Origin of the sequence: Amorphoplanes friuliensis DSM 7358, assembly GCF_000494755.1 — a bacterium.
Taxonomy (GTDB): domain Bacteria; phylum Actinomycetota; class Actinomycetes; order Mycobacteriales; family Micromonosporaceae; genus Actinoplanes; species Actinoplanes friuliensis.
The window spans coordinates 8,367,534-8,385,820 of the sequence record NC_022657.1; the positions used below are offsets into that span (position 1 = coordinate 8,367,534).

Genomic DNA, 18,287 nt, shown 5'->3' on the forward strand with positions numbered 1-18,287 from the left:
GCCCGCCCGCCCAAGGAGGGCAAACGAATTAACGGACTAGTTTTCAAAGTTTTCTGACGCGAGGTCAGCGAGGGTGACGCCACCCACCAGAGCGAAGACCGCGGCGCCGTACTGGCCGAGCTTGCGGGGGCCGATTCCGGCGATGGCGAGCAGTTCCGCCGGGGTGGTCGGGCGGCGTTCCGCGATGGCCACGACGGTGGCGTCGGTGAACACCACATATGCAGGGACTTTCTGCTCGGCCGCGGTGGCCGCGCGCCAGGCCAGGAGACGCTCGTAGAGCTCCTCGTCGAGGTCGGACGGGCAGGTGGGGCAGCGGCCCAGTTTGCGGTCGGCGCCGGCGAGGAGGGTGGCACCGCAGATGCGGCAGGAGACCACCATGTTTCGCCGATTGACGGGTTTCCGACTCGCGTCGCCGGCGCCTGCTTTTTCGAGACCGTTGCGTGTCTGGCCGAGCTGTGGCAGGAACCTGCACGGCCGGCGGGCGCGGCCGCCGGGTGAGCGCGACTGGCCGTAGGACAGCCAGAGCCATTGCCGGGCGCGGGTCACCCCGACGTAGAGGAGGCGGCGTTCTTCCTCGAGCTGCTCGGGGGTTTTTGCGTACGTCGTCGGCAGCGTCCCCTCGGCGAGCCCGACGAGGAACACGGCGTCCCACTCGAGGCCTTTGGCCGAGTGCAGGGACGCCAGCGTCACGCCCTCGACCGTCGGGGCGTGCTGCTGCTCGGCACGCCGCGCCAGCTCCGCGCAGAAACCCGAGAGGGACAGGTCGTGCTGGATCGCGCCGGCCTGGCCGAGGGGCAGCAGGTCGGGGGTGCGGGCGTAGTCCTCGGCGAGGGCGACGAGGGCCGCCAGCGCCTCCCACTGCTCGCGCTGCGCCCCGCCCGCCGGCGGCTGGTCGCGGGCCCAGCCGGTCGCGGACAGCGCCTCGACGACGGCCTGGACCAGCGGGGTCTCCCCCGGTGTCGAGCGGACGGCCGAGCGCAGGGCGACCATCGCCTGGCGGATCTCGGTGCGTTCGAAAAAGCGTTCGGCGCCGCGCACGACGTAGGGCACCTCGAACTCGGCGAGCGCTTTCTCGTACGCCTCGGACTGCGCGTTGGTCCGGAAGAGCACCGCGATCTCGCTGGCCTGGGTGCCGGCGGCGATCAGATCGCGGGAGCGCCGGGCGACGGCGACGGCCTCGGCGGGCTCGTCCGGGAAGATCTTGAGGTCGGGTTCGGCGCCGGGCTCGCGCTGGCCGACCAGCTCGAGACGCAGTTTGGCCTCGGTGCCCCGGGCCTGCTTGATCACGGCGTTGGCCAGACCCACGACCTGGGGTGTCGACCGGTAGTCGCGGACCAGGCGGACGACCACCGCCTCGCGGCGCTGACGGGGGAAATCGACCAGGTACGCCGAGGTCGCCCCGGTGAACGAGTAGATCGTCTGGCTGGCGTCGCCGACCACGGTGAGGTCGTCACGGCCGCCGAGCCAGGCCTCGAGCAGTCGCTGCTGGAGCGGGTTGACGTCCTGGTATTCGTCGACGACGAAGTGCCGGTATTGGGAGCGGACCTGCTCGGCGACGTCCGGGTGCTCCTCGATGCCCCAGACGGCGGCGCGGAGCATGTCCTCGAAGTCGATCACGCCCTGGCGGCGTTTCAGGGACTCGTACGCCCCGAAGACCTCGGCGACCTTCGCGGAGTCGTACGGGGGCTCGCGCAGCGCCTTGGCCGCGGCCACTACGTACTCGCCCGGCTCGATCAGTGACGACTTGGCCCACTCGATCTCGCCGGCCAGGTCGCGGGCGGCGGTGCGGTCGGCGCGGACGCCTGCGTGGTTGGCGGCCAGCGTGACCAGGCGGGCCTTGCTCTCGACGAGCTCCGGCATCGCCCGGCCCTCGAGCAACCGCGGCGCAAAATAGCGGACCTGCCGCAGCGCCGCCGCGTGGAACGTGCGTGCCTGCACCCGGCCCGCCCCGAGCTCCGTGAGCCGGGCCCGCATCTCGGCCGCGGCCCGCGCCGTGAAGGTGACGGCGAGGATGTGCCGGGGGCTGATCTCGCCCTTCAGGGTTCGGTACGCGATGCGATGGGTAATCGCCCGCGTCTTACCCGTGCCTGCCCCGGCCAGGATGCACACTGGTCCGGCCGGAGCGGTCACGGCCCGGCGCTGATCGGGGTCGAGACCGGCGAGCACGCGTTCGGCTGTCACAACCGGGAATCATGGCACCCCGGTCCGACGTTTCACGTGATGGCGTACCGCCATGTGATGTCTCCGAAGGGATTCCGACCGATGTTGACCATGTACTCGACGTCCTGGTGTGGTTACTGCCACCGGCTCAAGTCGCAGCTCGACCGGGAAGGCATCCAGTACGACGTCGTCGACATCGAGCAGGACCCGGCCTCGGCCGACTTCGTGATGAGCGTCAACGGCGGCAACCAGACGGTCCCGACGCTGCGCTTCGACGACGGCTCGGCCCTGACGAACCCGTCGATCGTGCAGGTCAAGGAACATCTGGCTGCGCTGGCCGCCTGATACGTACCGGTGTGACGGCTACGGCTTGTGTTCGTCCACGCCGTAGCCGTTGCACTGCCGGCCACCGTTGATGCAGTGCTCGACCAGCTCCTCGAGCCGGTCCTGGTCCCAGCCGTTCATGAAGTCGTAGTGGAACGAGAAGCTGGGCCCGGAGGAGAACTTCAGCCCCTTGGTGTTGCCGTCCTCGAGCTTGTACGCGACCTTCGACTGCAGCATCGGCACCGCCACCGGGTGGCTCGGGGTGCACCGGCCCTTGACCGGATATGTCAGGTGCGATTTGTGGTCTGGCGTGTCGAGGTTGACGCCGTCCCAGCAACTCGGCGCCTTGTAGCGGATGATCAGCACGTTGCCCTTGGGGCAGGACGCCGGGATCTCCCTGGTGGTGCCGCCCTTGTTGCCGCAGTCCCACTCGCCGCCGAAGCTCGCGGCGTCCGGTGTTTTCATGTCACCCACGAGCACGCGGAAGCCGGCCGGGAACGGCCGCACGGTGCGGTAATCGGTGACCCCGGACTTGTAGTAGAACGTCACGGTCGTGTTCGGCACTGGCACACCGTTCTGCAGCAGCGTCGGGAACCAGTAGGACGCCGTGTCCTTCGGGTCCCGGCAGGAGCTGCCACCCTTCTCGGTCAGCGACTTCGGCGTGGAGAACGCCTCCGGCGCGGTGTTGCCGACGAAGGAGTGCAGGTGCGAGGCCCCGGGCATCCCCGGGAAGACCAGCGGGTCGTCGGCGGCCTGCTTGGTGACACCGCAGTCGGCGTGCATCTCCCGGTAGGGCGCGAACGGCAGCTTCGACGCCGGGACCGGGATCGGCTGCACCGGCTTGTCCAGCCTGATGTACCCCGTCGGGGCGGTCGCGGCAGCGGCCTCACCGCCGCTCGACGAGCGGAGCACCGGCAGCGCGGCGACGGTCACCGCCGTCGCCACCAGGGCACCGAGAGCGAATATGCGGGAACGCCGTGCCATGAATTGCCTCCTTGCACCGGACTGACGAGGGCAAGGTAACGACGCCGGGTCCGGCCCTGGTGGGCCCAAAGACCCATTCCGGGGTACGCCCAGGGCCCAGTCAGCCGCGCCAGCGCACGACGGCCTCGGTGCGGTTGCTGACACCGAGCTTGGCGAAGATGTGGTTGAGGTGGTTCTTCACGGTCTTCTCGGTGAGCCCGAGCCGGTGCGCGATCGAGGCGTTGGACAGGCCGAGGCCGAGCAGGTCCAGCACCTCCTCCTCGCGGGCCGAGATGCCGTGCCGCTGCCGGGCGGAAGCCTGCCGGGCCTCCTGCTCGCGTGCGGCGCGTTCCCGGGCGCCCTGCTCTCGGAAGGCCGTGGCCGCGACCGACGCCGCCACCGGGGACAACCAGGAGCTGCCCGCGGCCACCTCACGGATCGCCCGCAGCAGATCCGGCGGCTCGAACTGCCCCCAGACCAGGTAACCGCGGGCGCCTCCGCGCAGCATCCCGGCGACGATCTCGGCGCCGGTGTCGCTGGTCAGGACCAGGACGCGGGTGTGTTCGGCCAGCGTCGCGATCACGGAGAGCCCGTCGGCGACCGGCATCCGGTAATCGAGCAGCGTCACCGCCGGACGCAGCCGGTGAGCCAGCCGCAGCGCCTCCCGCCCGTCGGCGGCCTCGCCCACCACGCGAATCTCGTCCTGGCCGGCGAGGAAGCCGTGCACAGCGGCGCGGACGACCGGGTTGTCGTCGACCACCAGCAGGTCGATCATCGGCCCAGCGCCGGTACGAAGGTCAGCGGCGCCAGCACGTCAACCGTCGTCCCCTGGCCCGGCGCCGAGCGGACAGTCAGGTGGCCCGACACCGTACGCGCCCGCTCGACCATCCCCAGCACGCCGAAGTGCCCGTCCACGCGCAGGACACCCAGCTCGTCGGGCACGTCGAAGCCCTGACCGTCGTCGCGGATCACCAGCCGGGCCAGGTTGTCCTCGCGGACCACCCAGATGTCGACCCGGGACGCACCCGCGTGCCGCTGCACGTTGCGCAGTGCCTCGTGCAGGATCCGGGTCAGCTCGTACCGCACCGCCACGGGTGGTTCCATCGGCTCGGCGGTGACGCGTACCGGCGTACCGGAAGAAACCGACCACTCGCGGGAGAGGCGGTCGATGCTCTGGTCGAACGGCTCCGCGGGGTTGTCGAGGCGCAGGCCCTCGATCAGCTCGCGGGCCTCACGGGCGGCCACGTCCGCGCCCTTGGACACGACGTCGGCGAGTTGCTCGGCCAGGGCGGGCCGGCTGCGCATCGACGACGGCAGGGCGAGCGCCGCGAACGACACCCCGCGCAGGGTCTTGGCGACCGAGTCGTGCAACTCGCGGGCCAGCCGGGTGCGCTCCGACGCGGCCGCCGCACGCTGCGCGGACGCGATGACCTCGACGAGCAGGTCGACGTGCCGGACGGTCGCGGCGGTGACCGAGGCGGCAACCAGACCGGTCACGACCGTCGCCATCGGGAACGCGACCACAAACGCCGACACCTCGGGTGTCACGCCATCGGCGCGCAGCACCCGGGCTGCGGCGAAGAACCCGAGCGAGGCGTGCACGGCCCACAGCGGCCAGGCGTGCATGCCGACCAGGACCCCGGCGAGCGCCGCGGCACCCGCGGTGAAGAGATAAAAGGCGGCGCTGCCGGCGTTCAGCATCAGCACCGCGGCCAGCAGCAGCGTGTCCACCACCAGGACCGGCATGGTACGCCGGACCACCGCCGGCCACCGCGTCAGCACCGCAACCTCGGCCGCCGTCGCGAGCAGCACCAGCACCATGACCAGGGCGACACGTTCGGGATGCGCGACGATGAGCAGCCCCGCACCGGCCGCGGTGATCGTCACGAAGGCCCGGCCGAGCAGCACGGCCCGGCACAACGCGGCGGCGGCGACGGTCCGGTCGACGCTGCGGCCCTCGGCCCGGCGGTCAGCGGAGAGTGATGTCATCGAGGAAGAAGTTGGTGACGTTGGGGACCTCGTCGGCGGCGACGACCAGGTCGATCCGCGACAGCCGGTCCCTGCTGGTGAGGTCGGCCAGCTTGATCGAGTAGGACGTCCACCGCTCGGCCGGTGCGGTGAGCTTGACCGTGCCGGAGCCGGGTGTGACACCGACCCGCAGCACCGTGCCGAACTCGCGGCCGCCCCACACCCGCAGCTTCAGCGTGTCGCCGGACCTGAGGCCGACCGGTGTGGCGGCGACCAGGGCCATCGCGGTGCTGTCCAGCGCCGGCCGGGTGCGTTCTACCCGCAGGCCCCGCTCCTTGCGGCCGGGCAGGAACTCGCCGGGGATCACCTTCAGGCCGTCACCGGTGGCACGCCAGCCGTTGCCGACCGCCGGGCCGTAGACGACGCAGGAGGGCCGGGCGGTGACCTCGACGCTGCTGCCCTCAGCCACCGGAGCGCAGGCCGCCAGGGCTTTCCGCGGCGCCGGGGAAGGAGATGGCGGCGTCTTCGAAGGAGACGACGGCGACGGTGGCTGCGAAAACGGAACCGGCGGTGCTGCGGCGGGCTTGTCGCCGGACGGGGTGATCAACGGCGGGACCGCTACGGTCGCGACGGCAACGGCCACGAGCAGGGCGATCAGGCCGACACGCTGTCCGGTCACGATCGGCGCACGCCGCCGGTGCTGCCCGCCGTCGACGGCGTCGGGCAGGCCCGCTGCGCTCACGCCCTGATCCATAACGTCCGGGACGGTACCGGCGCTGCGCGTCACCCGGCAAGAAGGCCCTGCCCGGCGCGGGAGCCGCGGCACGGCACTGCCCGGCGGCGGGAGCCACGGAATGGTGCTGCCCGGCGCGGGAACCGCGGCACGGCACTTCCGGGCGCGGAGCCACGGCACGGCGCTGCCCGGCGCAGGAAGCGCGGGACGGCGCTGCCCGAGCGGCCCTGAGGCCCGGGCAGCCGGAACCCGGCACCGGTCTGATCGGTGCCGGATCGGGAGGAGCGGATCGATCGGAGCGGGGGCCGGCCGTTCAGCGCGCCGGCCCCTCCCGCGTCACGGAATGAGTGCGGGAACGCTGGAGTCGAGGAGACCCTGGCGCTTGAGCTCGCCGTAGAGCGGCGTCGTCTCGGGGAAGTGACCCCAGGCGTGGTCGCCGCTGCCGTCGCCGCAGTGGCCGAGCAGCTGCTGCTGGACGGGGTTGTAGCCGGCCCACTCGGGGGTGTTCGGCAGGTCCTTGACCTCGTCGCGACCGGCGACCCAGCGGTAGGTGTAGCCGAAGAAGGCACCCACGCGCGTGATCGGCGAGTAGTTGTCCGAGCGGGCGTGCCACAGGCGGCGGTCGAAGACCACCAGGTCACCGGGGTTGGCGGTGATCTGCAGGGCACCCTCGGGCTGCGGCCACGGCACGCCGCGCGACGGCGGGCCCGGCAGCCAGTTGGTCAGGTGGCTGCCCGGGAGCACGGTGAAGTTGCCCCGGCCGGTCTCGCTGACGTCCGACAGCCAGTAGGCGAGCTTGACCGACGTGCGCGGGCGCGGGTCGGTCTCCAGCTCACGGTTCTGCCGGCCACCGTCCTGGTGCCAGTGCCACCAGTCCTTCTGCTTCTCGTGGATCTGCGGGTGGACGTCCACGTGCGAGTGGTAGACGTGGACGTTCCAGCCGAGGATCGACCAGATGTACTTGAACGCCTTCGGGTGATCCAGGAGGAAGGCCAGCTCCGGGTTGTTGGTCACCGCGGAAAGCTGGTGCAGCGCGCCGGTGGCGCCGAGGCCGCCCTCGCGGGAAACCTGCTCCTTCGACCGCAGGATGGCGGTGCGCGCGATCGCGACCTCGTCCTCGGTCAGAACCGCCGGGATGACGAGGAAGCCGTCGCGGTCGAACTGCGCGCGCTCCTCGGCCGTCATCGGGGTCCAGGTCTGCTCAGCAAGCAGAGACATCTAATTACCTCTTCTCCGTGTCTGCCCTTCCAGACGCTGGAGTGTCCTCCCATGGTTGCTAAGTCAGTGTGAATAATTCTTTGATTCGAGAAACGTGAATCCCTTAACGGTCCAAACCGCCCAACCAGCGTTCGACCAGATAAAAAGCGATCGAGGACCGCATGGGCAGATTCATCCGTACGCCACTGGCCGGCTCCACGTAGTCACCGGCGATCATGCGGCCGATGTCCTCCCGCGTGAACCACCGCGCCTCGTCGATCTCCTCGGGATCCACCGTGATGGCCTGCTCGCGGTTGGCGACCGCGGTGTAGCCCAGCATCAGCGAGCCGGGGTACGGCCAGGACTGGCTGCCTTCGTACTGCAGCGAGCGGACCCGGACGCCGACCTCCTCGCGCACCTCACGCACGACGGCGGCCTCGGCCGACTCCCCCGGCTCGACGTAGCCGGCGAGGCAGGAGAACCGCCGCACACCACCGACCTCGGGCCAAGCGGCGTTGTGGCCCAGCAGGCAGCGCCCTTCGGGACCGGCCACGCCGTCGTGGACCAGCACGATCATCGCCGGGTCGGTCCGCGGCCACATCTGCCGACCGTCCGGGTCGGTCCGCGACCAGCCCGCCTCGGTGACCGTGGTGGGCTCGCCGTTCCGCGGTGAGAAGAGGTGGCTGGCGTGCCAGTTGCCGAGCGCCGCGGCCGTGGTGAAGATGCCGGCGTCGCGCGGGTCCAGCCGGTCGCCGATGTCCCGCAGCGTCATCGCCTCGGCGCCGGCGGCCTCCGGCAGCGGGGCGGCGACCGCGAAGATCGGCACCCCGGCCGGGTCGATCCCGAGGAACAGGCGTTCACCCTCGGGAGCCGCGTCGGCGCTGACCAGCAGCAGACGCGGCACGTCGCCGGTCCGCCCGGTGATCAGCGCACGGCCGCCCTGGGCGATGTCGATGACCACCACCAGGCCGGTCTTCCAGGCCTGGGCCAGCCAGTCCTCGTCACGCCGGTGGTGCGCAGCCCGGTCCAGGCTCGTCCGGGCCAGAGGTGGCCCGTCCAGTCCGGGCTGCTCGCCGACGTCGGGTTGTTCCTCGTTCTGACTCACTCGGACCTTTCCACGGCGGTCAGGGCGGCCAGGGGCGCCTCGACCTTGTCGGCGTCACCGAGCACGACGGTGACCGCGGCCGACGGCGCCAGATAGCGGGCCGCCGCCTCGGCGACCTGCTCCCGGGTCGCCGAAGCCAGCGCCGCCGAGTGCTCGCGCAGGTAGTCGAGCCGCAGACCGAAGCTCGCGTAGATGCTGGCCAGCCCGGCCAGTCCGGCCTGCGTGGACATGCCCAGGCGCAGGGTGCCCAGGGCGTAGCGGCGGGCCTGCTCCAGCTCCTCCTCGCCCGGCGGGAGGCTGGCGATGCGGCCCAGCTCGTACAGGGTCTCGAGCATGGCCGGGCCGGTGACCTCGGTGGCGACCTCGGCCGCCACCACCAGCGAGGAGCCGGCGACGAAGTGCTCGATGGACGAGTGCGGGCCGTACGTGTAGCCCTTGTCCTCACGGATGTTCTCCACCCAGCGGGAGGAGAAGTAGCCGCCGAAGACCATGTTCGCCAGCTGCAGCGCCGCGTAGTCCGGATCCGTCCGCGTCACGGCCGGCAACGCCATCCGCAGCGACGACTGCACCGCGCCGGGGCGGTCGACGAGCAGCAGCGGGCCGGGCTCCAGCTCGGGGGTCGGCGGCACGTTGCCGTCACGGCTCGGGCCGATCCAGCCGCTGAGCGCCTTCTCGGCCGAGTCGATCGCCTTCTCGGGGTTGAGATCGCCGACGAGCACCAGCACCGCACCCTGCGGGCGTACACGATCGGCGTGCAACGCACGCAGCTGTGCCGGGCGCACTCCCTTGACCTGCTCGGCCTCGGGGGTCTGCACGGCGTACGGGTGCCGGCCGTACACCCGCTGGAGCAGCGCGGTGCGGGCCAGGTGGGCGGGCTGTGTCTGGGCGACCTGGATGTGGTCGGCGAGCCGGTCGCGTTCGGTGGCGACCTCCTCGGCCGGGTACGTGGGGTCGGAGAGCACCCCCGCCAGGATCTCGAGCATCCGGTCGAGGCCACCGGCGAGGGAGTTGCCGGTGACCAGCAGCCGGTCCGGGTCGAGCCCGGCCGAGAGCCCGCCGCCGACGGACTGCAGCTCGGCGGCGATGTCGATGCTGGACATCGTCGCGGTGCCGGTGAAGAGCGCCTGTGACAGCAGCGTGGCGCGGGCCAGCGGCGCGCGGCCGAACGGCACCCGCAGCCGCATCTCGATCAGCGGCACCGCCGGGCGGCGGATGGCGATGACGGTGAGCCCGCTGCTGAGCGTCCGCTCGGCCTGCTTGGGCAGCTTGAGCTTGGTGTCCGGAATCAGGTCCGGAAGGGGCCTCACGCTCACTGGTTCGCTCCTGGGACGACCTCGATGGTGGCACGGCGCTCGGGCCGCAGGGTGGCGGCCGCGGCGACGATCTGCGCCTCGGTGACCTCGCCGACGAGCCGGGGCAGCTCGTTGAGCAGCTCCGGGCGTCCGCGCTGCGCCTCGAGCACCGCCATCGGCAGCGCCCGGCCCAGCACGGCGTCGGTGTCCCGCAGCAGGTGGGTGGCCATGCGGGCCTGGGTGCGGGCCAGCTCGCCGGGGGTCAGGCCACCGGTCGCGAGCCTGTCCAGCTCCTCGTCGATGGTGCGCAGCACCTTGTCCGCGTCGCCACCGGGCGGCAGGTGCGCCTGCAGCAGCATCGCCGTCGGGTTGCGGACCTGGTACTCGTCGCCCATGAAGCCGATGTAGCCACCGACGCTGGTCACCGTGCGGTCCCGCTGGACCAGCCGCTCGACGAGCCGCGAGGCGTCGCCGTCGGTGAGCACCTCGGCCAGGACGACGTACGGGAGGTACTGCTCGAACTGGCCGATCGGGTCCGGGATCCGGTAGCCGCTCGCCACCGCGGGCAGCGGGGCCAGGCGGTCGACGTAGCTCTCCCGCCGCTCGCCGGACAGGTCGGGCTCGGCGAAGTCCGGCAGGTCCGGCTTCGACCGGGCCTGCACGTCGCCGAAGTGCCGCTCGATGAGGACGGTCGCCTGGGCCACGTCGAAGTCACCGGCGACGGCGAGTACGGCGTTGCCGCTGGCGTAGTACTTGTCGAAGAACTCCTCGGCGTCCGCGACCGTCGCGTGGTCGAGGTCACCGAACGAGCCGTACCCGTCGTGCGCGTTGGCGAACGTCTCGAACATCACCGGGGGAAGCCGGAGCCACGGGAAGCCGCCGTACGGACGGTTGAGGACGTTGACCCGGATCTCCTCCTTGACCACGTCCACCTGGTTGCGGAGGTTCTCCTCGGTGAGGCGCGGCCCGCGCATGCGGTCGGCCTCGAGGAAGAGAGCCCGCTCGAGGGCGCCGGCCGGCAGCACCTCGAAGTAGTCGGTGTAGTCCAGATGGGTCGAACCGTTGAAGCTGCCGCCGGCTCCCTGCACGTGCCGGAAGTGAGCGAGCTTCTCCAGGTTCTCCGAGCCCTGGAACATCAGGTGCTCGAAGAGGTGGGCGAAGCCGGTGCGGCCTTCGGGTTCGGAGCGGATACCGACGTCGTAGACGACCGCCACACCGACGACAGGGGCGCTGCGGTCGGGTGTGAGGACCACCCGCAGACCGTTGTCGAGGGTGAATCGTTCGACCGGATACTTCGTCGCGGGAATCTTCATTTTGCGCGCCACACCCATGAATCTAACCCGCCGGGACGGGCATTGACGTCTCCGCTGTCCGACGCCCTCGATCCCCGGTGCTAGCTTTCGCGTGATGAGTCCGTGACGTCAGGTAAATGCTTCGATATCCTGTCGCGTCCGATCACACGACCACCGACGGGGAGTGCAGACCTGTGCCCGTGAAGCTGCGCGTCGAGTGCGGATCGACCGCGGACGTCGAGTCGCTGCACCGCTGGCTGCGCCGCGAGCAGGCCGTACGTGTCGACGGCGCCCTGACCCGGCTGCCCTCGGACGACCCCGAGGCGATGGGCACCCTGCTCGACGTGCTGACGCTGGTCATCGGCAGCGGGCTCTCCGCCGGGCAGCTCGCGCTGGCCGTGGCCAGCTGGCGGGATTCGCGCCGGCCCGCCCCCGCGGTGACGATCACGCACACCGCGGCGGACGGCGCGGTCACCCGGATCGAGGCCGCCGACCGTACGGCGCTGGCTGCCGCGCTGACCGAGCTCGAGCAGCGTGGGCAGCAGTAGCGACGATGAGCGAGGTTGCAGACCCGGCCGCTTCCCAGGTCGTCCTGATCGGCGTGTCGGAGTACCGGCGCCTCTTCACCCTGCCGGCCGCACGGCGCAATGTGACCGATCTGCGTGATCTCCTGCAACACGAAGATTTGTGGGGCGTGCCGCCGGGCAACTGCCACGTCCTGCTCGACCCCGAGTCGCCGGCCGAGGTCAGCCGGGCGATCCGGAAGGCCGCTTCCGCGACCGGCAGCGACGGGTTGCTGCTGGTCTACTTCGCGGGGCACGGGCTGGTCGACGCCGACGACGACAACCTGATCCTGGGCCTGCCCGGCTGCGACCCGGAGGTGCCCTACGAGCGGGGCGTCCCGTACGACTGGATCCGGCGCGCGGTCGCGGACACCCGGGCGCGACGCCGTGTGGTCATCCTGGACTGCTGCTACTCCGGCCGGGCCGGGTCCGAGCTGGGTGGTGACGGCACCGGCACCGACTTCATCGCCGACAAGGCCGAGGCCGAGGGCACCTGCCTGCTCGTCTCCGCACCGGCGAACCGTCCGGCGATGGCGCCGCTCGGCGAGGCCTACACCGCGTTCACGGGCGAGCTGATCCGGCTGCTGCGCGACGGTCTGCGGCCCCCGCCGCCGGAGACGATCCCGGCCACCCTGACCGTCCACACGCTCTGGCGTGCGGTCCGGCGGGCCATGCTGCGCCGCGGGTTCGAACGCCCGGAGCTGCGCGCCCGCGACGCCGGCGGCGAGATCGCCCTGGTCCACAACCCGGCGGCGCCCCGGCACAACCTCGCGGGCAGTGTGCTCTACGCGGCGCCGTGGTTCGTCGACGAGGACCTCGGTCAGCGCGCGATCCTGGTCCTGCGGCACAACCAGACCGGCGCCCTCGGCGTCTGCATCACCCGCCCCGACGGCGACATCCCGGACGAGTTCCCCGAGGCCTGGCGCCGGCTGCTGCGCAACCCGGCGATGCTCTTCCACGGCGGCCCGGTGGCCCGCGACGGCTACATCGTGGTCACCCTCCTGCGGTCCGGCGCGCCCGAGCCGTTGCGCTTCACTCCGGTACGCGACCGGCTCGGCACGATGGCCCTGTCCGCGTCACCCGAGGACGTCTCCGGCACCGTGGACGCGATGCGGGTGTTCGTCGGATATCTCGGCTGGCGTGCCGGCGAGCTGGAGGAGTTCCTCGACCGCGGCGCCCTGATCGCCAGCCGCCACACGGCCCGGCAGGTCTTCACCGAACGCCCCGGCGAGCTGTGGCAGTCGTTGCAGGCGGCACGATGACCGACCCCGCCGACGGGCTCAGTGCCGGCGAGACGCTGCTGCTGGACCGCCTCACCGCGAGCCTGCGCGGCGTCGACCAGATCACCCTGCTCCTCGGCTCCGGTGTGACCGCGGGTGTCATTCCCCGTGTGCACGGCGTGCTGGAGATCGCGGACAGCTTCGCGGCGGGCCGCAACGACGACGGTGCCCTGGAACGGGCGCTGGAGCAGGCCCGATCCGAGCTGGTCGGTGCGCGGCCGATCGACGTCTACCGGGCCTACCGGCGCGTTTTCACCGACTGGGTGTCGGCGGGGGCGTTCGACGTGATCGCGCAGCAGGCGGTGCTGAAGGCGTACGCGGCGCCGGACCCGATGGAGTCACCGCTGGCGACCCACGGGCTGGGCCAGCGCCTGGAACGCGGGGTCGGCGAGGGTGTGGAGAACGACCGCTTCTCGTGGCAGCTCCCCCGCGGGGTCCAGGCGCTCGGCCACCTGCTCGCCCAGGTGCCGGAGGCGTTCGACCACCGGGTGCTGACCACCAACTTCGACCCGCTGCTGGAGATCGCGATCCGGTCCGCCCGCGGCCGGGCGATCAGCCTGCCGCTGGACTCCCGCGGCGCCTACGGCAGCGCGGGCGCCGCGGACGGTGCCGTGCGCGTCTTCCACCTGCACGGCTTCTGGCGGCCGACGCTGCACGTCCGCGGTCCGCGGCTGCTGCACGACCCGGCCCGGATCACCGACAACAAGCAGCTGATCGCGGCCACGGCCGACCTGATCCGCGGCGACACGATCTGTGTGCTGGCCAGCAGCGACTGGTCCGGCACGGTGTCCGCCGCCCTCGCCGCCGTCGCGCGCACCCGGCCCGTACGCGTTCTCTGGGCCCTCAACGACCCCGACGCCGCCACCGCGCTGAGCACCGCCGAGCACCTGCGCGAGATCATCGGCGTACCGGTGGAGTGTTTTCCGGGTGTCGACTCCGAGCGGCTCTTCCCGGCGCTGGCCGAACGGGCCGAGGTGCCCGTGCCGCCCCGCGCGACCGGCCTGCGGCACCGGGTCCGTCACCACAGCTGGGAGCGGCAGCTCGTCTCCCAGCCCGGCACGCAGCCGCCGCGGGACGTGCCGGGCCTGCTCCTCCAGCTGGAACGCCGCTTCGGCTGGATCAACCAGCAGCGCGGCACGACCTCCCCGATCCGCCTGCTCTGGCCCGTCCGGCTGCGCTCGCGGGCCTCGGTGATCCACATGGTCCAGGCGTTCGTGGCCGGCGCCCTGGCCCGGCTGGGTGTCGAGGTGCGCATCTGCATCGACGACGTCGGCTCCCGCGACATCGACGTGGCGGCCGAGTTCCGCGCCGACCTGGAACGCTGGTTCGACCACACCGGCCACGGCGCGGTCCGCGAGTTCGTCAGCCTCACGGACTTCCTCGAACACGTGCAGAGCCAGCCGGCGGACACCTCCCCCGAGGCGCTGCTGCGCCCGACCGACCCGTGGTCCGTGGCCCGCACGTTCTACGGCGAGCACAACCCGTCCCTGTACAGCCTGCTGGCGGCGGTGAAGGCCGTCCCCAACCTGACGTCGTGGGACGAGCTCGAGCAGAACGCCTGGCCCATCCTGCAGTCGGTGCTGCGCACGGACGCGAACAGGCTGCTGACACCGCTCACGCTGTGGCCGTACCTGAACAGCATGCTGCTGGAGAGCGCCACCAACGACGTACTGACCCTGGGCGGCCGCGACGAGGCGATCCTGTGGGCACAGTGGCGGCAGACGTTCGGGTTCGGGCCGGGGCATCTGTACAACCCGTACATCAAGAGCCTGAAACACGACGCCCACATGCTGCGCTGGTCGTCGGAGGAGGAGCTCCGCCGCCACCTGCACAGCACCAGCGAACTCCCCGGCTGGGACGCCGAAGGCAGTTACGTCCCCTGGCTCTTCCAGAACGCGATGCTCCTGCCCGGATATCTCAACAACGACCCGGTGCCGGAGTCCGGCGACTTCGCCCTCGACTCCTGGGCGGCGTTCGTCGCGGCGATCCAGGACGACCGGCCGGTCCTCGACCAGCTCGCCGCCCGCGTGACCGATCTCTTTTTGCGCCCCTAGCGCTTCCGGCCCGCGCACCTCGCGACGGTGGCGGAACGCCGGTAGCGTTTCTTCCATGACCGCCGCGATTCTCGACCGAGCCGAGTTCCTGTCTCCCGTCGACGACCAGGCGGACCTCTGCGTGACGGCGCTGGGCCGCCAGCTCACGGCCTACGTCGCCGGCGCCGGGTCGGTCGAGGAGTTCGAGTCCTGGTTCGCCGGCCGTGCCCGCCCCGACCGCCGGGTCGCCGGCCGCCTGTCGGCCGCAGCCGAGGTGATCAGCGTCTTCGAGGCGGCCAACCGGACCACGCTGGCCGCAGCCTGGTTACGCGAGATGGACCCGTCCGGCTACGTCCCGGCGCGCGTCCTCCGCCTCTCCGAGGGTGACCCGACAACCGCCAAAGCCTTGATCGAGACCGCCATCGCCTGGGTACAGGAAGCCGACCTTTCCTGAACGATCGGGGGCGGCGCGAGGGGCGGGTGAGGCGCTACTCTCCGCTGGCCTCGCGATCAAGGAGAACCATGCGCCGCCCCCGTGCTGTCCTGGCTGTAACCCTGGGTTTTGTGCTGATGACCGGCGCCGGCATCGGTGTCTCCTACGCGCAGAGCGTCTCCGTGCCCGCCAAGCCGACCGCCGGTGTGGCCGGGCCCAAGCCGCGGCCGCCCGCGCAGAACTACCGGATCCAGCGGACCACCGGCACCAAGTCCGTCGGGCTGACCTTCGACGACGGGCCCGATCCCGTGAACACCCCGAAGCTGCTCGACCTGCTGAAGAAGTACAACGTGAAGGCGACGTTCTGCCTGGTCGGGCACCGGGTGCGGGACAACAAGGCGCTGGTCAAGCGGATCGCCGCCGAGGGGCACACGCTGTGCAACCACTCGTGGCAGCACTTGGAGGATCTTCGGGAGCGGGATGACGCGTACGCGTTCCGGGACCTCGAGGCGACCAACGAGCAGCTGCACAAGGCCGCCCCGGGGGCGAAGATCAAGTACTTCCGGGCGCCGTACGGGAACTTCTCGCCGCGGCTGACCCAGTTCGCCGCGAAGCTGGGGATGACCGCGCTGTCCTGGAACGTCGACGACCAGTGCTACCTGACCGCGGAGTACGGCAAGGGCGCGGCGATGAGGAAGCGCATGTTCGACATCGTCAAGCGGGACACCCGGCCGGGGTCGATCATCCTGTCGCACGAGAACCTGAAGCCGCACACGGTCGCGGCGTACGAGACGATCCTGCCCTGGTTGAAGCAGAACTTCACGCTGGTGGCGCTCTAGGAGATCGTCACCTTCGGGTTGAGCTTGATCAGCTGGTTCACCACGTCCTGGTTCGCCTTCGAGAAGCGCAGGTGCCCGCGGGAGACGTAGGGCGCGCCCGTCGCGCGGGCCACCGCGTCCGGGATCAGGCCGGTCAAAATCAGGATCACACCGGCCACGCCCATCGCCGCGAAGATCCAGCCGGGTGGGCGCAGGTCGCCCAGGCGGCCCCAGAGCAGCAGCACGTCCGCGACGACAAAGAGCAGGATCACGACCGGGGCCACGCCGTACCCGAAGATCTTGCGAAGGCCGGTCACGCGCTCGACCGCGCGCGCCGCGGTCTCGCCCATCGGCACCTCGATCGCGGTGCTGGACCACGGCAGGCGGGGCAGTGGGACGGACGTCACCTCACGCTTCCCGGCGCCGGTCACGACCGGCTTGGGCCAGCGCAGGTCGGTGACCTGGTGCAGGCCGATCTTGATGGCGGTCGTCTCCTGGGTCCCCACGGCGGGTGACGATACCCGGTCACGGTCTTCTCATCATGCGGATGGGGCTTGACGAGGGTCGCCTACCTCGTCCACTATTCCCATCCATCAGATAGGGAAAACAGAGTTTAGGTAATACCGGACCGAGAGGACATTCCCCGTGTACGTCTCGGCACGCACCGACTACGCCGTCCGGGCCATGCTGGCGATCACCGCCGACCACCCGCACCTGGTGAAGGCGGCCGCCCTGGCCGCGGCCCAGGACATTCCGCTCAGTTTTCTCCAGGGGATCCTGCTCGACCTGCGCCGCGCGGGACTGCTGCACAGCCACCGCGGTGTCGACGGCGGTTACTCGCTGGCCCGCCCGGCCGAGGACATCACCATCGGTGACGTCGTCCGCGCCGTCGGCGGGGCCCTGACCACCGTCCGCGGCCTCCCGACCACCACCACGACTTATCACGGTGTCGCCACCGGCCTCAAGGACGTCTGGCTCGATGTGGAGCAGGCCATCGAGAACGTGGTCGACCACCGCACGCTCGCTGAGATCACCGTTTCCCAGATTCCCACGATTTAGGAGTGAGCATGAGCTCCCGCACTCTCCGTGCGCTTGCCCTCGCCGCCGCCGCAGTTCTGACCACCACCACGCTGGCGGCCTGCGGAGGCGACGACGAGGCTTCCGCCAGCGGTGAAGCGAGCACGATCCGGCTCGGCTACTTCCCGAACATCACCCACGCGCCCGCCCTGATCGGGGTGAAGAACGGCCTCTTCCAGCAGTCGCTGGGCAGCACCAAGCTGGAGCCGAAGACCTTCAACGCCGGTCCGGCCGCCATCGAGGCGCTCTTCTCGGGTGCGATCGACGCCACCTACATCGGCCCGAACCCGGCCATCAACGGTTGGGCCACCTCCAAGGGCACCGCGCTGAAGATCATCGCGGGCAGCACCTCCGGCGGCGCCGGCCTGGTGGTCAAGCAGGGCATCAACACTCCGGCCGACCTCAAGGGCAAGAAGATCGCCACGCCGCAGCTCGGCAACACCCAGGACGTCGCACTGCGCGCCTGGCTGAAGGCGAACAACCTCAACGCCGACCAGCAGGGCGGCGGCGACGTCTCCGTGCTGCCCCAGGACAACGCGACCGCGCTGCAGGCGTTCGCCCAGGGTGCGATCGACGGCGCCTGGGTGCCGGAGCCCAACCTGAGCCGGATGCTGCTCGAGTCCAAGGGCAAGCTGCTGGTCAACGAGAAGGACCTGTGGCCGAACGGTCAGTTCGTCACGACCCACCTGATCGTCAAGCAGGAGTTCCTCAAGAAGTACCCGGCGACGGTGAAGAAGCTGCTGCAGGGTCACATCGCGGCGGTCAAGTACATCGAGACCGACAACGCCGGCGCCCAGAAGGCCGCCAACGAGCAGCTCGCCGCCCTGTCCGGCAAGCCGCTCAAGGACGAGATCCTCGCCGCCTCGTTCAAGAACCTGCAGTTCACCAACGACCCGGTCGCCTCGTCGCTGTACACCAGCGCCCAGCACGCCCAGGACGTCGGACTGCTCAAGCCCGTCGACCTCAAGGGCATCTACGACCTCGGCCCGCTCAACGAGCTGCTCAAGGCCGACGGTCAGCCCGAGGTCAGTGACGCCGCCGCCTCCTGA

Annotated in this window: 18 protein-coding genes; 8 read left to right on the forward strand and 10 right to left on the reverse strand. The window is 70.9% G+C overall.

The features are described from left to right. Positions 1–36 precede the first annotated feature (36 nt). Positions 37–2,181: an ATP-dependent DNA helicase UvrD2 gene (locus tag AFR_RS38550; RefSeq protein ID WP_023562260.1), complete on the reverse strand. Its 2,145-nt coding sequence runs from the start codon at positions 2,179–2,181 to the stop codon at positions 37–39. Between the two features lie 81 nt (positions 2,182–2,262). Here AFR_RS38550 and AFR_RS38555 point away from each other — a divergent pair, with 81 nt between their 5' ends. Then, positions 2,263–2,505, forward strand: coding sequence for a mycoredoxin (locus AFR_RS38555; RefSeq protein WP_023562261.1), 243 nt, complete (start codon positions 2,263–2,265; stop codon positions 2,503–2,505). Between the two features lie 18 nt (positions 2,506–2,523). Here AFR_RS38555 and AFR_RS38560 read toward each other — a convergent pair whose 3' ends face one another. The 8 genes from AFR_RS38560 to AFR_RS38595 form a co-directional block, all read right to left on the reverse strand. Next, complete coding sequence (locus AFR_RS38560; protein WP_023562262.1) at positions 2,524–3,468, reverse strand: DUF1996 domain-containing protein; 945 nt, start codon at positions 3,466–3,468, stop codon at positions 2,524–2,526. A gap of 100 nt (positions 3,469–3,568) precedes the next feature. Further along, positions 3,569–4,222 (reverse strand): response regulator, encoded by a 654-nt coding sequence (locus tag AFR_RS38565; RefSeq protein WP_023562263.1) that lies wholly within the window; start codon positions 4,220–4,222, stop codon positions 3,569–3,571. Then, positions 4,219–5,436, reverse strand: coding sequence for a sensor histidine kinase (locus tag AFR_RS44330; protein ID WP_023562264.1), 1,218 nt, complete (start codon positions 5,434–5,436; stop codon positions 4,219–4,221). The genes AFR_RS38565 and AFR_RS44330 overlap by 4 nt, the downstream gene beginning before the upstream one ends. Continuing rightward, the gene (locus AFR_RS38575; protein WP_041841455.1) at positions 5,417–6,157 is read right to left on the reverse strand and encodes a hypothetical protein; all 741 of its coding nucleotides are present in this window, start codon (positions 6,155–6,157) and stop codon (positions 5,417–5,419) included. Before AFR_RS38575 ends, AFR_RS44330 begins: the two co-directional genes overlap by 20 nt. Before the next feature lie 327 nt (positions 6,158–6,484). Then, positions 6,485–7,366, reverse strand: a complete 882-nt coding sequence (locus tag AFR_RS38580) for a phytanoyl-CoA dioxygenase family protein (RefSeq protein WP_023562266.1) — start codon at positions 7,364–7,366, stop codon at positions 6,485–6,487. A gap of 103 nt (positions 7,367–7,469) precedes the next feature. After that, entirely contained in the window at positions 7,470–8,450 is a 981-nt protein-coding gene (nudC, locus tag AFR_RS38585) for an NAD(+) diphosphatase (protein WP_023562267.1), read from the reverse strand. Further along, a complete protein-coding gene (locus tag AFR_RS38590) occupies positions 8,447–9,763 on the reverse strand; it encodes a M16 family metallopeptidase (protein WP_023562268.1) in 1,317 nt (438 codons plus the stop codon). Before AFR_RS38590 ends, nudC begins: the two co-directional genes overlap by 4 nt. Further along, complete coding sequence (locus tag AFR_RS38595) at positions 9,760–11,055, reverse strand: M16 family metallopeptidase (protein WP_193786404.1); 1,296 nt, start codon at positions 11,053–11,055, stop codon at positions 9,760–9,762. Before AFR_RS38595 ends, AFR_RS38590 begins: the two co-directional genes overlap by 4 nt. 179 nt (positions 11,056–11,234) lie before the next feature. Between AFR_RS38595 and AFR_RS44335 the strand changes: the two genes are divergently transcribed. From AFR_RS44335 to AFR_RS38620, 5 genes are all read left to right on the forward strand, one after another. After that, positions 11,235–11,582, forward strand: a complete 348-nt coding sequence (locus tag AFR_RS44335; protein WP_052359567.1) for an effector-associated constant component EACC1 — start codon at positions 11,235–11,237, stop codon at positions 11,580–11,582. Between the two features lie 5 nt (positions 11,583–11,587). Then, complete coding sequence (locus AFR_RS44340) at positions 11,588–12,859, forward strand: YqgE/AlgH family protein (RefSeq protein WP_023562271.1); 1,272 nt, start codon at positions 11,588–11,590, stop codon at positions 12,857–12,859. Next, positions 12,856–14,931, forward strand: a complete 2,076-nt coding sequence (locus tag AFR_RS38610; RefSeq protein ID WP_023562272.1) for an SIR2 family protein — start codon at positions 12,856–12,858, stop codon at positions 14,929–14,931. Before AFR_RS44340 ends, AFR_RS38610 begins: the two co-directional genes overlap by 4 nt. A 55-nt stretch (positions 14,932–14,986) precedes the next feature. Further along, a complete protein-coding gene (locus AFR_RS38615; protein WP_023562273.1) occupies positions 14,987–15,364 on the forward strand; it encodes a hypothetical protein in 378 nt (125 codons plus the stop codon). A 68-nt stretch (positions 15,365–15,432) separates the two neighbouring features. Further along, positions 15,433–16,182, forward strand: coding sequence for a polysaccharide deacetylase family protein (locus tag AFR_RS38620; protein ID WP_023562274.1), 750 nt, complete (start codon positions 15,433–15,435; stop codon positions 16,180–16,182). Here AFR_RS38620 and AFR_RS38625 read toward each other — a convergent pair. Beyond that, positions 16,179–16,667 (reverse strand): hypothetical protein, encoded by a 489-nt coding sequence (locus tag AFR_RS38625; protein WP_023562275.1) that lies wholly within the window; start codon positions 16,665–16,667, stop codon positions 16,179–16,181. The genes AFR_RS38620 and AFR_RS38625 overlap by 4 nt on opposite strands. A 139-nt stretch (positions 16,668–16,806) precedes the next feature. Between AFR_RS38625 and AFR_RS38630 the strand changes: the two genes are divergently transcribed. Together AFR_RS38630 and AFR_RS38635 are read left to right on the forward strand one after the other, a co-directional pair. Beyond that, positions 16,807–17,220, forward strand: coding sequence for an RrF2 family transcriptional regulator (locus tag AFR_RS38630; protein ID WP_023562276.1), 414 nt, complete (start codon positions 16,807–16,809; stop codon positions 17,218–17,220). A gap of 8 nt (positions 17,221–17,228) precedes the next feature. Continuing rightward, positions 17,229–18,287, forward strand: coding sequence for an ABC transporter substrate-binding protein (locus AFR_RS38635; protein ID WP_023562277.1), 1,059 nt, complete (start codon positions 17,229–17,231; stop codon positions 18,285–18,287).

What these genes read in the sequence shown, in the direction of transcription:
- AFR_RS38580 (WP_023562266.1), bottom strand. Translation starts at nt 7,366, where the DNA reads ATGTCTCTGCTTGCTGAGCAGACCTGGACCCCGATGACGGCCGAGGAG.
- AFR_RS44330 (WP_023562264.1), bottom strand. Translation starts at nt 5,436, where the DNA reads ATGACATCACTCTCCGCTGACCGCCGGGCCGAGGGCCGCAGCGTCGAC.
- AFR_RS38635 (WP_023562277.1), top strand. Translation starts at nt 17,229, where the DNA reads ATGAGCTCCCGCACTCTCCGTGCGCTTGCCCTCGCCGCCGCCGCAGTT.
- AFR_RS38610 (WP_023562272.1), top strand. Translation starts at nt 12,856, where the DNA reads ATGACCGACCCCGCCGACGGGCTCAGTGCCGGCGAGACGCTGCTGCTG.
- AFR_RS38560 (WP_023562262.1), bottom strand. Translation starts at nt 3,468, where the DNA reads ATGGCACGGCGTTCCCGCATATTCGCTCTCGGTGCCCTGGTGGCGACG.
- AFR_RS38555 (WP_023562261.1), top strand. Translation starts at nt 2,263, where the DNA reads ATGTTGACCATGTACTCGACGTCCTGGTGTGGTTACTGCCACCGGCTC.
- AFR_RS44340 (WP_023562271.1), top strand. Translation starts at nt 11,588, where the DNA reads ATGAGCGAGGTTGCAGACCCGGCCGCTTCCCAGGTCGTCCTGATCGGC.
- AFR_RS38620 (WP_023562274.1), top strand. Translation starts at nt 15,433, where the DNA reads ATGCGCCGCCCCCGTGCTGTCCTGGCTGTAACCCTGGGTTTTGTGCTG.
- AFR_RS38595 (WP_193786404.1), bottom strand. Translation starts at nt 11,055, where the DNA reads ATGAAGATTCCCGCGACGAAGTATCCGGTCGAACGATTCACCCTCGAC.
- AFR_RS38565 (WP_023562263.1), bottom strand. Translation starts at nt 4,222, where the DNA reads ATGATCGACCTGCTGGTGGTCGACGACAACCCGGTCGTCCGCGCCGCT.
- AFR_RS38615 (WP_023562273.1), top strand. Translation starts at nt 14,987, where the DNA reads ATGACCGCCGCGATTCTCGACCGAGCCGAGTTCCTGTCTCCCGTCGAC.